14 protein-coding genes are annotated in these 15077 nt (G+C 46.0%); 6 read left to right on the top strand and 8 right to left on the bottom strand.

Translation table 11 applies throughout. The features are described from left to right. Positions 1 to 20: 20 nt before the first annotated feature. Complete coding sequence (locus tag L3Q72_RS08960) at positions 21 to 977, bottom strand: sensor domain-containing diguanylate cyclase (protein ID WP_275129605.1); 957 nt, start codon at positions 975 to 977, stop codon at positions 21 to 23. A gap of 168 nt (positions 978 to 1145) precedes the next feature. Then, the gene (gene cspD, locus L3Q72_RS08955; protein ID WP_275129604.1) at positions 1146 to 1367 is read right to left on the bottom strand and encodes a cold shock domain-containing protein CspD; all 222 of its coding nucleotides are present in this window, start codon (positions 1365 to 1367) and stop codon (positions 1146 to 1148) included. 438 nt (positions 1368 to 1805) lie between these two features. Between cspD and clpS the strand changes: the two genes are divergently transcribed. Both clpS and clpA read left to right on the top strand, forming a co-directional pair. Further along, complete coding sequence (clpS, locus tag L3Q72_RS08950) at positions 1806 to 2126, top strand: ATP-dependent Clp protease adapter ClpS (protein WP_275129603.1); 321 nt, start codon at positions 1806 to 1808, stop codon at positions 2124 to 2126. Between the two features lie 42 nt (positions 2127 to 2168). Further along, the gene (gene clpA / locus L3Q72_RS08945; protein ID WP_275129602.1) at positions 2169 to 4442 is read left to right on the top strand and encodes an ATP-dependent Clp protease ATP-binding subunit ClpA; all 2274 of its coding nucleotides are present in this window, start codon (positions 2169 to 2171) and stop codon (positions 4440 to 4442) included. 229 nt (positions 4443 to 4671) lie between these two features. Here the strand turns inward: clpA and infA are convergent, their stop codons facing one another. The 3 genes from infA to aat form a co-directional block, all read right to left on the bottom strand. Continuing rightward, positions 4672 to 4890, bottom strand: a complete 219-nt coding sequence (gene infA / locus L3Q72_RS08940; RefSeq protein ID WP_001040192.1) for a translation initiation factor IF-1 — start codon at positions 4888 to 4890, stop codon at positions 4672 to 4674. Positions 4891 to 4970: 80 nt separating this feature from the next. Beyond that, the gene (locus L3Q72_RS08935) at positions 4971 to 5669 is read right to left on the bottom strand and encodes an arginyltransferase (protein WP_275129601.1); all 699 of its coding nucleotides are present in this window, start codon (positions 5667 to 5669) and stop codon (positions 4971 to 4973) included. Next, positions 5666 to 6388: a leucyl/phenylalanyl-tRNA--protein transferase gene (gene aat / locus L3Q72_RS08930; RefSeq protein ID WP_275129600.1), complete on the bottom strand. Its 723-nt coding sequence runs from the start codon at positions 6386 to 6388 to the stop codon at positions 5666 to 5668. Before aat ends, L3Q72_RS08935 begins: the two co-directional genes overlap by 4 nt. Positions 6389 to 6540: 152 nt before the next feature. On the opposite strand from aat, the gene aroA reads away from it, so the two are divergent. Continuing rightward, a complete protein-coding gene (gene aroA / locus L3Q72_RS08925) occupies positions 6541 to 7821 on the top strand; it encodes a 3-phosphoshikimate 1-carboxyvinyltransferase (protein ID WP_275129599.1) in 1281 nt (426 codons plus the stop codon). A 303-nt stretch (positions 7822 to 8124) separates the two neighbouring features. On the opposite strand, the gene L3Q72_RS08920 is transcribed toward aroA, so the two are convergent. Continuing rightward, entirely contained in the window at positions 8125 to 8376 is a 252-nt protein-coding gene (locus L3Q72_RS08920) for a YciN family protein (RefSeq protein WP_275129598.1), read from the bottom strand. Between the two features lie 428 nt (positions 8377 to 8804). On the opposite strand from L3Q72_RS08920, the gene topA reads away from it, so the two are divergent. Together topA and L3Q72_RS08910 are read left to right on the top strand one after the other, a co-directional pair. After that, positions 8805 to 11432 carry a type I DNA topoisomerase gene (gene topA / locus L3Q72_RS08915; protein ID WP_275129597.1) on the top strand — a complete coding sequence of 876 codons (2628 nt, stop codon included), beginning with the start codon at positions 8805 to 8807 and terminating at the stop codon, positions 11430 to 11432. A gap of 168 nt (positions 11433 to 11600) precedes the next feature. Next, the gene (locus L3Q72_RS08910) at positions 11601 to 12398 is read left to right on the top strand and encodes an alpha/beta hydrolase (RefSeq protein ID WP_275129596.1); all 798 of its coding nucleotides are present in this window, start codon (positions 11601 to 11603) and stop codon (positions 12396 to 12398) included. Position 12399: 1 nt separating this feature from the next. Here L3Q72_RS08910 and L3Q72_RS08905 read toward each other — a convergent pair whose 3' ends face one another. Continuing rightward, entirely contained in the window at positions 12400 to 13458 is a 1059-nt protein-coding gene (locus L3Q72_RS08905) for a hypothetical protein (protein ID WP_275129595.1), read from the bottom strand. A 232-nt stretch (positions 13459 to 13690) separates the two neighbouring features. On the opposite strand from L3Q72_RS08905, the gene L3Q72_RS08900 reads away from it, so the two are divergent. After that, positions 13691 to 14374 carry a hypothetical protein gene (locus tag L3Q72_RS08900; RefSeq protein WP_275129594.1) on the top strand — a complete coding sequence of 228 codons (684 nt, stop codon included), beginning with the start codon at positions 13691 to 13693 and terminating at the stop codon, positions 14372 to 14374. Between the two features lie 10 nt (positions 14375 to 14384). On the opposite strand, the gene L3Q72_RS08895 is transcribed toward L3Q72_RS08900, so the two are convergent. Then, on the bottom strand, positions 14385 to 15071 hold the full coding sequence (locus tag L3Q72_RS08895) for a TVP38/TMEM64 family protein (protein WP_275129593.1): 687 nt from the start codon (positions 15069 to 15071) through the stop codon (positions 14385 to 14387). Between the last annotated feature and the right edge of the window lie 6 nt (positions 15072 to 15077).

The following is a 15077-nucleotide window of genomic DNA, read 5'->3' as shown; positions in this document are numbered from 1 at the left end:
ATTCTCGCAGCTAAATAATATCATCCCCGCGGAAGCGGGGATCTACTTTCTACGTATGATATTCCGGATCTATCCAGCTCCGCAGCCAGGACATAAGGCTTCTTGCTTGTCTTGGACAGGTACATGGCCTTATCAGCCTTGCTGATCAGTGTTGCCAGATCTCTGTCGTCAAAGGGCATAATACCGATACCAATGCTGACTCCGACATTTAACTCCCGGTTGAGTTTTTCGATATAAATCGGCTTTTCAATTATCTCATGTACTTTACTTCCGACCACGGTAAGCTTCTGTTCATAATTATCCGGGTTGTTAATGCCAAACAGCAGTAAAAACTCATCCCCACCAAGGCGGAAGCTAAGGTCACCGGTACGCATCTGTTTTTTTAGCCGCCCTGCAATTTCTATCAGCAACTCATCACCGACATCATGACCAAAGGTGTCATTAATCGCCTTAAAACCATTCAGATCCAGATAAGCCACACCGAATACAGGCGAGCCGTTAATTTCCGTATTATGGTTGCTGGTAATATTTTCAAGGTGGCGTTTGTTAAATAGCCCGGTCAGAGAGTCCGTGCATGCTTCACTGGCGAGTTCGTTAATCACGGACTGAACGGAGGAATAGTCCTGAATAGTGGCAATGCCGCACTGTTTCCCTTTGAACTCTATGTTAGCGATAGAGATCCGGGCGTTGAACTCATGACCTTCGGCATTGAGACAAGGCATTATTTTCCTTGCCATCATAACCTTAGCCCGGGACTGGTTCCTGATAAAACCGGCTACCTTTTGACTATGATTATGGCTCTGGATACCTGTTGCCATCAGGTTATCTATTTTCAGGGTTAGCAGAGTACTCTTATCGTAGCTAAAGAGCCGGGCACATGAGCTGTTGGCAAATAGGATATTTGATTTATCATCAACAATAAGGATGGCATCAGCAAGGTAATCTAAAAAACGTTCAATTTCTGTATATGTATCCACACTACTTACCTGATTTAACAAGCTTATTAAACAAATGATACATATTGGCATCACCAATAACAATGTTGCTTGTCTCAAAAGGAATATGTTTCACTGCGTAACCCGTATACGCAAAGAACCCGCCGGCTGGCGGGTTCCTGTCTGTAAAATTAACGTCTATTGGCAGCGTTATTTAGCTGGCTGGGCCTCAACCGGTACCACAGAGCTGGCGTGGAAACCTTTAGGTCCTTGTTCAACTTCGTATGTGACGGTTTGTCCTGCTTTCAGAGTTCTGTATCCATCCATCTGAATCGTTGAGTAGTGTGCAAAAATATCACCGTCCTCACCTTCAGGGCAAATAAACCCGAATCCTTTAGCGTTGTTGAACCATTTAACTGTACCTGTAGCCATGCTTTACATCCTTCTGCATTTTTTAACTGATGTTGCTACCAGCAAGCCAACCCAACTGACTTACTGAGAATCGAGTGAATACAAATTCAGGCGCTGCCAAATTCCTAGTCACTACAGAACACAATTTAGTCAATCAATATGCACAGTCAATAGACAAAGAGGCTAAAAAGCAACATTTCTCTAAAGAAATCAGTTTTGAGATTAACAAATTCCTAACTTTGTGATCCATTATGCAAACCTATGAAACAAATTTTATTCTGTTCAAACCTGGTTAGGTATTGAGCACTTAGAAGCAGTGTGCACTCAAGATGGTAATGTTTGATTTGCAGGGATACAATTAGTGCATTAGTCTCTAAGTTAAAGAAAAGTTATTTTTCAAAGTGCTCAGCAGAGTGCTGTGATCGGTTTTGAATAACTTTTCGTATAGAAGATGTAGAAATGGGCAAACAATACGAATGGATAACTCCGGATTCTGACTTACTGGAGCTAGAAAAAACTAAAGTCAAGCCACCATCGCTGTATAACGTCGTACTGAATAACGATGACTATACGCCAATGGATTTTGTAATTGATGTACTTGGGCGTTTCTTTTCAATGGATTTGGAAAAGGCAACTCAAGTCATGTTGAAAGTTCACTATGAAGGGAAGGCAATTTGCGGCACTTATTCCGCAGAGATTGCAGAAACAAAGGTGATGCAAGTAACCATGTACTCAAGGGAAAACGAGCATCCGTTGTTATGTACGATGGAAGAAGCTTAAGACGAGTAGCCATCTCATAGGGTGTTCACTGCGGAGGTACCTATGCTTAACAAAGAATTAGAGACGAGCTTAAATGGCGCATTTGCGCGGGCGAGAGATAAGCGACATGAATTTATGACAGTGGAGCACCTTCTGTTGGCTCTGCTGGACAATGATACTGCCCGCGAAACACTCAGAGCATGCAATGCTGACATTGATGTGCTTAAGTCCGAGCTCGATAAGTTTATCGATCAGACCACACCTCTTATCCCAGAAACCGATGAAACCCGGGAAACCCAGCCAACACTGAGTTTTCAGCGGGTTCTGCAGCGCGCTGTTTTTCATGTTCAGTCCTCAGGTAAAAACGAGGTATCGGGTGCGAATGTGCTGGTTGCTATATTCAGCGAACAGGAGTCTCACGCCGCTTATCTGCTGAAAAAGCACGATATCAGCCGACTGGACATAGTCAATTATATTTCCCACGGCATTACCAAAGGTCCGGGCGACAAAGAAGAGGACTCTTCCTCTGATATGTTCAGCAATGATTCTTCTTCGGATGAAACGCCGGCAGAAGAGCGTCTGGAAAGCTTTGCCACCAACCTGAATCAGGTTGCTAAGCAGGGTAATATAGACCCGCTGATTGGCCGTGACAAAGAGCTGGAACGTACCATTCAGGTATTATGTCGCCGGCGTAAAAATAACCCATTGCTGGTGGGTGAAGCGGGCGTGGGTAAAACCGCAATTGCTGAAGGGCTTGCCTGGAGAATCGTTGAAGGTCAGGTGCCTGAAGTGATTAAAGACAGCGTTATCTATTCGCTGGATATCGGTTCACTGCTTGCGGGAACAAAATACCGTGGTGATTTCGAGAAGCGCTTTAAATCGATTCTTAAGCAGCTCGAAAAAGAAGATGACGCCATTCTGTTTATCGATGAGATCCACACCATTATTGGTGCTGGCGCGGCTTCCGGTGGCCAGGTGGATGCGGCGAACCTTATTAAGCCACTGCTAAGCAGCGGTAAGCTTCGCTGTATCGGTTCAACCACTTATCAGGAGTACAGCAACATCTTTGATAAGGAGAGAGCGCTGTCACGCCGTTTCCAGAAAATCGATGTGGTTGAACCGTCGCTGGATGATACAACCAAGATCCTGATGGGGCTGAAACCGAAATACGAAGCGCACCACGAAGTGCGTTACACCAATAAGGCGCTGCGTGCGGCTGTTGAACTTTCAGCTAAATATATCAATGAAAGACACCTTCCGGATAAAGCCATTGATGTTATCGATGAAGCCGGTGCCAGAAGCCGTCTTGCTCCTGCGAGCAAACGTAAGAAGACAGTTGGTGTGGGTGATATTGAAGCCATGGTGGCTAAGATGGCCCGTATTCCTGAAAAGTCCGTATCTTCTTCAGACAAAGATGTGCTTCAGTCTCTGGACAGAAAGATGAAGATGCTGGTATTTGGTCAGAACAATGCCATCGATGCCCTGTCTGAAGCGATTAAGCTGACACGTGCCGGGCTAGGTGCAGATAACAAACCTGTCGGCTCCTTCCTGTTTGCAGGCCCGACCGGTGTGGGTAAAACCGAGGTGACCGTTCAGCTTGCAAAATTGCTGGGCATTGAGCTTCTGCGCTTTGATATGTCTGAATATGGTGAAAGACACTCCGTAAGCCGTCTGATTGGTGCGCCTCCGGGTTATGTGGGCTACGATCAGGGCGGTCTGCTCACCGATGCCGTTATCAAGCATCCGCACGCAGTTGTGCTGCTGGATGAGATTGAGAAAGCACACCCGGATATCTTTAACCTGCTGCTTCAGGTGATGGATAACGGTACGCTGACAGATAACAATGGCCGTAAGGCAGACTTCAGAAATGTTATTCTGGTGATGACCACCAACGCAGGTGTGGCTGAGACAGTTAAGAAGTCTATTGGTCTTATTCAGCAGGATCACAGTCACGACGCCATGTCGGAAATTAAGAAAGTGTTTACACCGGAATTCAGAAACCGTCTGGACAACATTATCTGGTTCAATAGCCTGGATGAAGAAGTGATTCATCAGGTGGTGGACAAGTTTGTTGTTGAACTTCAGGCGCAACTTGACCAGCGTGGAGTATCGCTTGAGATTTCTGAAGAGGCTCGCCACTGGCTGGCTCTGAAAGGCTATGACAAGTCCATGGGAGCCCGTCCGATGGGCCGTGCGATTCAGGAGAACCTGAAGAAGCCTCTTGCGAATGAGCTGCTGTTTGGTTCACTGGTGGACGGCGGTACGGTCCGTGTCGAGCTTGAGGATGATGAGCTGCGCTTTCATTATCTGAATAAGCAGGAAGAGGCGGTTCACTAATACCAATACCAGTAATTAGCTGTTCAGTGATTGCGCAGGAAAAATCGCTAAGAGCAAGGCAAAATTTGCAGTAACTAGTGGGTCTAATTACAAAAATTTTAACGCAGCTATTAGCGATTTTGACAAGCAAGGATGAACAGATAATTGCTGGGATTGGTATAAGGTTCGTGCAGGCAATAAAAAACGGAGCATTAAGCTCCGTTTTTTGTGTCCGGTAAATCAGTATTGATTAACGAGCACGGAAGACGATGCGGCCTTTTGAAAGGTCGTATGGAGTCATCTCTACAGTTACTTTGTCACCAGTAAGAATACGGATGTAGTTTTTACGCATTTTACCAGAGATGTGAGCAGTTACTACGTGGCCGTTTTCAAGTTCAACGCGGAACATAGTGTTTGGCAGAGTGTCAAGGACAGTGCCTTGCATTTCAATTACGTCTTCTTTAGCCATTTAATCCTCTTTAGAAATTAGGCGCTTATCAATGGGCTTAGTGCCACTGATGTGTAATACAATAAAAGTTGGGGCGTATTCTACCCTTGCCACAGGTGATTTACTAGCCTTTGATGACGATGAAAGCGAACTTTGTAATTCATCGCCGGGCATTCGTCTATTTGATAGCCTAAATAGAGCCATTGTTTGAGCTGTTTCTGGCAGAATTCAATTTGGCACAAAACCCCAAGTGTACCAAGGGAAAGCGGATAATCCGGGTCAAAAAAAGTGTAGAAGGCACTGGCACAATTGTCCATCACATCGGTAACCGCAATCAGGATTAATTTTTCTTCATCATAGAGGTGAAGAAAGCGGGTATCTAACCAGTCGCAGTGAGCAAATTTAAAAAACTCTTTCTCCTTTGGCGGATACATCGAACCGGAGGAATGTCGTTTGGTGATATAACGGCTGTAAAGATCAAACCAGTTTTCATCCATCTCAGTTTTTAATTCCCAGCGCAAATGCTTTGCTTTGCTCAGCAGCCGTTTCTGGCTTTTTGATAGTGCAATGTCGCCGATAGAGAGTCTGATAGCCTGACAGGCGCTACAACTGGTGCAGTGTGGGGTATAGATGGTTCCGCCACTGCGCCTGAATCCGTTTGCCAGCAAAAGCTCATAGCCCTGATTACAGTGCAGCACCTCATCCAGAGCCACCGCCACTCTCTCTTCCTCGCTTTCCAGATAATTACATGGATTAGTGGTAGAGAGGCCTATTCTTATCTGCTGCACTTCAGGGATCATTGCGTATTCTCTTTGGATAGACTCAGCCACTGTCTGCTAAAACAGCCTGGTGTGAGTCTGTGTTCTTTTAATTCTTTAAGCTTTTTCAGGTATTCAGAGCGGGCAATTTCCTGCGCTCCCAATGACGCTGTATGTGGATTAATGATCTGACCGTCAACCAGCTCACCTCCGCAACGGGTAAAATGCTGACAGAAAAGCCACATGGCTATCTTTGAGGCGTTGGTTTTTTTACTGAACATAGATTCGCCGCAAAAGACGGAGCCCACAGCAATACCGTACAGGCCGCCAATCAGCTCTCCATCTTCCCACACTTCTACCGAATGACAAAAGCCCATCTCAGACAGTTTCTGATAGGCCTTTACCATATCGGAAACAATCCAGGTCTCTTCCAGCGGTCTTGATTCTGAACAGAGTCTTATCACATCCTTGGTTGCGTGATTCACGCTGACCTTATAGTTCGATTTCCGGTAAAACTTTTTCAGACTTTTCGAAGGCTTATATTCATCTGGAAAGAATACCGCACGCGGAGACGGGCTCCACCAGAGAATAGGTTCACCCGGTGCATACCAGGGAAATATGCCTTTGCCATAGGCACTTATTAACCGCTCCGGAGACAGGTCTCCACCCATAGCCAGAAGTCCGTTGGGATCTTTTAATGCTTCGTAGGGTTCCGGAAATTTAAGGGCGTTGGCGTCTAACTCTGGTAGATAAATGGTCATATCAAATGAAATTACTGCTCGGTTAGAGAAAGTATATACGCCACAGGCGTGATAGGACTAGCCTTAAGTATTATTTTTAGTTAGTCTGCGTGTACGAAGAATTATATAGCTCGTCATAGGGAAAACGGGCTTCTATAGGATAATAAGTTTCAATGGAAAGCTTAACGCTACAACCAATTCATCAGGTAAATGGTGAAATTAATCTGCCGGGCTCAAAGAGTGTATCAAACCGCGCATTGCTGCTTGCTGCTCTGTCTAAAGGCACAACCCGCCTGACTAACCTTCTGGACAGCGATGATATCCGTCATATGCTGAATGCGCTGACAAAGCTTGGTGTGACTTACAACCTGTCTGACGATAAGTCTGTTTGTGAAGTTCAGGGGCTGGGTAAGCCGTTTGTGGCTTCGCAGGCTCAGGAGCTGTTCCTTGGTAATGCCGGTACAGCGATGAGACCACTTGCAGCAGCACTGTGTCTGGGTGAAGGTGAGTTTGTTCTTACCGGTGAGCCACGAATGAAAGAGCGTCCGATTGGTCACCTTGTAACTGCGTTAAAAGAAGCGGGTGCTGACATTGAGTACCTGGAGAATGAAAACTATCCGCCTCTGAAAATCAAAGGCACGGGACTTAAGTCCGGTACGGTTTCAATTGATGGTTCAATTTCCAGTCAGTTCCTGACGGCATTTCTGATGTCTGCTCCTCTGGCTGAAGGTGAAATCACCATTAAAATTGAAGGTGAGCTGGTATCTAAGCCGTATATCGACATTACCCTGCATATCATGAAACAGTTCGGTGTGAACGTAATCAATAACAACTATGAAGAGTTCGTTATTCCTGCGGGCCAGGGTTATGTTTCTCCGGGTGATTTTCTGGTAGAGGGTGACGCTTCTTCTGCATCTTACTTCCTTGCAGCGGCTGCAATCAAAGGTGGCGAAATTAAGGTTACCGGCATTGGCAAAAACAGTATTCAGGGCGATATTCAGTTCGCTGATGCACTGGAGAAAATGGGCGCTGAAATCGAGTGGGGTGATGATTACGTTATCTCGCGCGTTGGTGAGCTAAAAGCCATTGATATGGACTTTAACCATATTCCTGATGCGGCAATGACCATTGCAACAACCGCGCTGTTTGCCGAAGGCACAACGGCGATTCGTAACGTGTACAACTGGCGTGTTAAGGAAACAGACCGTCTGGCTGCGATGGCGACGGAACTTCGTAAGGTTGGCGCGCAGGTTGAGGAAGGTGAGGACTATATTATCGTTACACCTGCCAAAGAGCTGAAGCACGCTGCGATTGATACTTACGACGACCACCGCATCGCAATGTGTTTCTCGTTAGTAGCGCTGAGCGATACGCCTGTGACTATCAATGATCCTAAGTGTACTTCCAAGACATTCCCGGATTACTTTGAGCAGTTGGAAAGGCTGAGTAAGTAAGGTCGTTTATATCCCCTTAACTTGCGGCCTATTATGCATAAGTTGAAGGGAATAAAGAACCGCTCCTCCCCTTAACTTCGGAAGGTTGGTTTTTCGAAGGAGTTACATCGAAGGGGAGGTTGGGTGGGGTTGTTTCGATAAACTGTAACTTATTGATTAAAATAAGTTATAACCAACCCCCTCTAACTCCCCCTTCTATTAACTTCATCAGCCACTTAGGTTTTTCACTTAAGGGGGAGAATGTTTTGTTGAACGCTTGGAGATTGGCACTAAGAACTTTTAGTTACGCCAAGACAGTGAAAACTACTTCCCTTCCAGCGTAAATTCTTTCGACAGGTGATGAGCCAAATATTTAAACATATTAAATACCGCCGTCGTCTGAGGCGTCGGCAGACCTTTCTCATCTAAAAAATAGTTACCTTTAAACACCAGTACATCGTCTTTCTCTTCTACCGAATCTGCGCGCATTCCCTCTATATAGTCTTCATGTTCCTGAATAATCTGGTTCGCGATAATAATCAGATCTAGTTCGGAAATTACTTTTCTCTCACTCATTATTAGTTCCTGCTTTTTGTGATGGGGGGTAGTTTATTGGTTTTTTTTGGGGGAGTCGATAGTAGGCTTGGCTATGGGGCTATGGGGCTATGGGGCTATGGGGCTATGGGGCTATGGGGCTATGGGGCTATGGGGCTATGGGGCTATGGGGCTATGGGGCTATGGGGTGTAGATGATTTGCTATTGGAGTTGGTTTTGTGACTTGTCGCAGAATTCGTGGGTTGTTGTTGTGTACATTTGTCTGGCCATGGATAAGATGTGCTGCCTGAAATCTGGGGTTGCGAGATTGGTGATAACTCGACCAAACAAAATATTTAATTTAAAAACTGGTTGACACTGCAATAAAACTCGCTCAATAGTAAAAAAAGAAGAATGTATTGCATGGCGTGAAAGATAGCCATCGGAAACTGAGGACGTCTGGTTCAATTATGGGTAAGTCACTCGTTATAGTGGAGTCGCCGGCAAAGGCTAAAACTATAAACAAATATCTGGGAAAAGACTTTATTGTTAAGTCTAGTGTCGGCCATGTGCGCGACCTTCCTACCGCCGGCCAAAGCAGCGGGCAGAAAGCAGCAGCGATTTCTACAAAAGGTATGAGTCCGGAAGAGAAGGCTCGTATCAAGAAAGAGAAAGAGAAAAACGCGCTAATTAAAAAGATGGGTATCAACCCATACGACGGTTGGGATGCGAATTATCAGATTCTGCCAGGCAAGGAAAAAGTGGTTGCCGAGCTGCAGAAACTGGCGAAAGACGCGGACAACGTCTATCTCGCAACCGATTTGGACCGCGAAGGAGAAGCTATCGCCTGGCACCTTCGTGAGATCATCGGTGGTGATGAAGAGCGATATAAGCGCGTTGTTTTCAACGAAATTACTAAAAATGCCATTCAGCAGGCTTTCCAGACACCTGGTCACCTGAATATGGATGGCGTGAATGCGCAGCAGGCGCGACGCTTCCTGGACAGGGTTGTGGGCTTTATGGTCTCACCTCTGCTATGGAAAAAAGTGGCGCGTGGTCTTTCTGCCGGGCGTGTGCAGTCGGTGGCGGTTAAGCTGCTGGTTGAGCGTGAGCGTGAGATTAACGCATTTATCCCGGAAGAGTTCTGGGATATCCATGCTGATACCAAAACTCAGGACAAAACCGATTTCCGTCTGCTGGTTGCTCAGAAGGATGGCGGTGCATACAAGCCATCTAACGAAGATGAAGCAAAGCAGGCTCTGGCGACTCTGGAAAAAGCCGCTTACGAAGTCTGCAAGCGTGAAGACAGACCGACTTCAAGTAAGCCATCTGCGCCTTATATCACCTCCACACTGCAACAGGCAGCAAGTACCCGCCTTGGTTATGGTGTGAAAAAGACCATGATGCTGGCTCAGCGCCTCTATGAGGGTGGTTACATCACTTATATGCGTACTGACTCCACTAACCTGAGCAGCGAGGCTGTAGAGGCCGTACGTGGCTTTATTGGTTCTGAGTTCGGAGACAAGTACCTGCCGGCGAAGCCAAACCTGTATGGCAGTAAGGCGGGAGCTCAGGAAGCGCACGAAGCGATTCGCCCATCGGACGTGGACGTAAAAGCGGATGATCTGCAGGGTATGGACGCGGATGCGCACAAACTGTATCAGCTAATCTGGAACCAGTTTGTTGCCTGTCAGATGACGCCTGCGAAGTACGACTCAACAACAGTGAGCGTAAAAGCAGCCGAGTATACGCTGAAAGCCAAAGGCCGTATTCTTAAGTTTGATGGCTGGACTCGTGTACAGCGTCCGGTTGGTAAGAACGAAGATCAGATTCTTCCGGCAGTTCAGGTGGGTGATAAACTTGACCTGCAAGCGCTGGATCCTAAGCAGCACTTCACCAAGCCACCGGCACGCTTTACCGAAGCGGCTCTGGTTAAGGAGCTTGAGAAGCGTGGTATCGGCCGTCCGTCAACTTACGCATCTATCATTTCGACCATTCAGGATCGTGGCTACGTTAAGGTAGATCAGCGCCGTTTCTACGCTGAGAAGATGGGCGAGATTGTGACAGACCGCCTGGATGACAGCTTTAACGACCTGATGAACTATGACTTCACCGCTCGCATGGAACAGCAACTGGACCAAATTGCCGAAGGTGATGCGAACTGGAAAGGCGTTCTGGATGATTTCTTTAGTGACTTCACCGGTCAGTTGGAAACCGCTGAGATGGATGAAGAGCAGGGCGGTATGAAGCCAAACAATATCGTACTGACTGATATTGAGTGTCCGACCTGTGGTCGCCCAATGGGCATCCGTACTGCTTCAACAGGTGTATTCCTGGGCTGTTCTGGGTATGCTCTGCCACCGAAAGAACGCTGTAAGACAACCATTAACCTGGGTGACGAAGAAGGCATCATCAATGTTCTGGAAGAGGATGTTGAAACAGCGGCACTTCGTGCTAAGAAGCGTTGTCCTAAGTGTGAAACCGCAATGGATGCTTACCTGATTGATGACAAGCGTAAGATGCATGTCTGTGGTAACAATCCAAACTGTGACGGTTATGTGGTTGAGTACGGTGAGTTCAAAGCGAAAGGCTATGATGGTCCGGTTGTTGAATGTGACAAATGTGGCTCGGATATGGTTCTGAAAAACGGTCGCTTTGGTAAGTATATGGACTGTACCAGCGAGACCTGTAAGAACACCCGTAAGATTCTGAAAAACGGTGAAGTGGCTCCTCCTAAGGAAGACCCGGTTCACTTCCCTGAACTGCCGTGTGAAAATTCAGACGCTTACTTTGTTCTGCGAGATGGTGCTTCCGGCCTGTTTATGGCAGCAAGTAACTTCCCTAAATCGCGTGAGACAAGAGCGCCACTGGTTGAAGAACTTGTAAGATTCAAAGACCGAATCTCTCCGAAGTTTATGTACCTGACAGAGGCGCCGACGGAGGATCCAGATGGCCGTCCGACGGTAGTTCGCTTTAGCCGTAAGTCTAAAGAGAACTATGTGCGTTCCGAGATCGATGGTAAACCATCAGGATGGACAGGTCTGTACATTGACGGCAAATGGGAAATTACGGATAAGCGTAAGAAACCTAAAAAATAACGTCAACAGGACTCTACGGAAGGCAGCCACAGGCTGCCTTTTTTGCGACCAAGCAGAGAGCAATATTTATCCAAACCAACAAAAATAGAGCCGGTTCGCGAGTTTTACTTGATTTGAACGGCTATAGTTATGATAAGCTCATCAGCCATTTACCAATTAGATAAAGTTATGTCAGAGAGTCTGTTGTTCCACAAAACCTATATTCATCCAACCAGTAAAGAATGGGTGGTATTTGTGCATGGAGCCGGCGGCAGTTCTTCTATCTGGTTTAAGCAGATAAAGGCCTATAAACAACACTTCAACCTGCTGCTGGTGGACCTTCGCGGACACGGGCGCTCTTCTGATTTTATCAAGGGTATTATCACTAACCGCTACACCTTTAAAGAAGTCACCATGGATGTACTTAAGGTACTGGACCACCTTAAGATCCATTCTGCACACTTTGTCGGAATGTCTCTGGGGACCATTATCGTGCGCAATATTGCGGAGTTGGCCACCGGAAGGGTTCGTTCCATGGTTCTTGGCGGAGCGGTTACCCGGTTAAATACCCGCTCTCAGGTTCTGGTCAGGCTTGGTAATCTCAGTAAACATATTGTCCCTTACATGTGGCTCTACCGCCTGTTTGCCTACATTGTTATGCCGCAGCGCAACCAGAAGGAGTCCAGGCTCCTGTTCGTTTCAGAAGCGAAAAAGCTGTGTCAGAAAGAGTTTAAGCGCTGGTTTATTCTTGCTGCAGAGGTAAATCCTTTGATGCGTTATTTCAAGGATAAAGAACTGCCTATACCGACGCTTTATCTGATGGGGGATAAGGACTATATGTTTATCCAGCCTGTGCGGGAGATGGTTAATTCGCATAGTCAGAGCTTTCTGCGTGAGATCCCCCAGTGTGGTCATGTTTGCAATGTAGAAAGACCGGACGAGTTTAATAAGCACTCTATTGAGTTTATCCAGCGGGTTAGCGGCTAGATTAGTTAAGCCTTCTGGTGGATTTAGGGATACTTCTGTTTAACCGGTTGATATCCCTTTTCTTGGTAAAATAGGCCTCAACCTGAAGCATCACCCCTGGGTTGATTTTGTAGTCGTATGTTCTGGGAAACTCGATCTCCGGAGTTACGTAAAGATAGAGCCAGTCTTTATAAAGCTTTTGACGCCACGATGTCGATATCCAGTAGTTTGTTATTTTCTCATCCTCATCCGGGTTGGCAGACAAGCCTATGGCGTGTTCCAGCAGGTGCCGGTCATTAAGCCGGTCGGAATAGACAAACTGTTGCAGTAACTCCCAGCTATGGTCTTCATGCAGGTATTGAGCACTGGATGTGGCGGTAATAATATCGGATTCATCTTCGTTCACGGCGTAATAGAAGCTAAGCTCGCTAAGGGTGCCGGAACCAATGGAATGAAAATGGAAAACGCGTTGCTTGAATTGTCCTGTCCAGTTTTCTGACAGCTCTTCCACGCGACGAATCTCTCCCCGGATGAAGGGATCGAAAGGAAGTTTTATTTTTATCCCAATATCCAGATCGCTTGTCCAGAACTTATACTGCTCTTGCGGTAAATCGACACCGGCAATGGCTCCGTCAACAGAGTCATTGGCCGTTTTGGCTGCTGTGTCTCTCTCTTTACTTTCCAGTGATTCATAATCATCCGGCTCAGTTTCCAGAAGCAGTTTCCAGTTTTTCCGTATATGAGGTAAATGAATACGCGCTTTTATTCTGCCGTCAGAACTATAATCATCCCGGTGTGTGTACACTGAGGTGGCATCGATTTTGACGTAACTTCTGTTGGTAATGATTTCCTCATTTTCATCTTTTGCCAGATGATGGTCCAGAAAGGAGCTGAAATCGTGCACTGTATCAGATATATAAGTTTCAGTTAGATCTACCCAGGACTCCGGTTCCGCCAGTAATATCTCAGGTGAGTATGAAGTATCAGCAGCTTCACTGATTTCAGCTTCAGCTGCCGTTAACGGGGAGTAGGCTATACTGAATGATAGAAACAGAACAGAAACTTTGCGCCGTGCAGACAAAATGCTTCTGGTCTCAGCCCAAACTTGTAAGTTGCGGTGAATAAAAATCCCTTTAGTACAGCGCAATATATTTCCTTATATTGATAGACGATTTTATATAAGTATAAATAACATAATGAAATACTGTAACTAGTGGAACATTTATTTGCCTTTAGTGTCAAAATTGAGTAACAAAACTGAGCGATAACTAGTGGTTGTCACCAGTAAATTTAGGTCAATGGGTCTTACGGATATGTTAAGAAACACAATAAAAAAAATTGGGGTATTGTCTCTGATAGCAGCTCCATTTCATGCAAGCGCCATTGCTTATGATGCGTTTAACGGGGAGTTTGTCGTCGGGTTTGGTCCGCTGACGTTGGGCCATGCCACCATGCTTGCCAAGTGTGAGAAACAGAACTGTAACTACGAAACGAATGCAAAGGGCTCCTTTATGTGGATAAAGGCTGACCTGAAAGAGCGTGGTTCATATATCAGAAACGGTGATTTACTGGTTCCGGTACAGACCAGTTACAAACAGAAAGTCGGCTCCAAGAAAAAGGCTTATGACTGGGATTTTTCACAGAAACAGTTTGTGAATGGCAAAAACAATAAAAAGGAAGAGTTCGAAAAAGATGCTGAAGGTGCATACCCTTATGTGCCACTCTTGTATCAAATTACCTTAGATCTAAAAAATGGCGGCCCCAAGGAGCAGTATGATTATCTGTCCAAGCAGAGAGCAAAGCAGGTGCACATAAGGGGTTATAAGAAAACTCAAATTGAAGAGGGCACCTTACACTTCTTTGTGGCGAAAGGTAAAGAAGACGAAATGGAGTGCTTCTTTTTACAAAAGGGCGACAATATCTGGCTTGAGAAGCTAAAATACGGAAGCTTTAAGCTATTAAGAAAAAACGGCGTCTTACCTAAAAATATTAAGTAAGACCCGCATATTACCCCTGCTGTACGCCTTTTCCCGGTTTAACTCTGGCCATAATCCACTTTGCCAGAATAGGGAACAGGCCCAGCAGGGCAAAAGAGATCAGCACATTTGGCGAGACAATACCTGAAAGGCTGTCTATTGTTGCCAGTTGAGTACCAGCGTTAAGGTAAACCATTGTGCCGGGAAGCATACCCAACTGACTGACCAGATAAAAACGCAGGGTTGAAATCGGTGTCAGTCCCATAAGCAGGTTTATCAGGAAAAATGGAAACACAGGGATCAGCCTTAGCGAGAAGAGGTAAAATGAGCCGTCCTTTTCGACACCCTTATTTATTGCATGCAGTTTTCCGCCAAATTTAGTCTGAACCCAGTCTTTCAGCAGATAGCGGCTGCTGAGAAACGCAAATGTCGCTCCCAATGTACTTGCAAACGAGACCAGCAAAAGGCTTAGTGAGAAGCCAAACAGCGCCGCTCCCAGCAATGTTACCACTGCCGCTCCCGGAATAGAGAAGGCTGTAACCACCACATAGGCCAGAAAGTAGATAAGTGCAGCTGAAACTTTGTTGGCTTCAATATACTCCGCTAACAGCGCCTGTTGCTGTTTTGCATTTTCCAGAGTCAGGTGTTGACCAAACTGGGTGGCAAGGGTGATGATAACAAGCAGAAGCAGCAGGCCGATAATCAGTTTTTTATTCATAATATC

The organism is Vibrio sp. JC009 (genome assembly GCF_029016485.1).
In the GTDB taxonomy this organism is placed as follows: domain Bacteria; phylum Pseudomonadota; class Gammaproteobacteria; order Enterobacterales; family Vibrionaceae; genus Vibrio.
The sequence above is the reverse complement of the archived record's forward strand: the minus strand, read 5'-3'. Positions and strand labels throughout refer to the sequence as shown.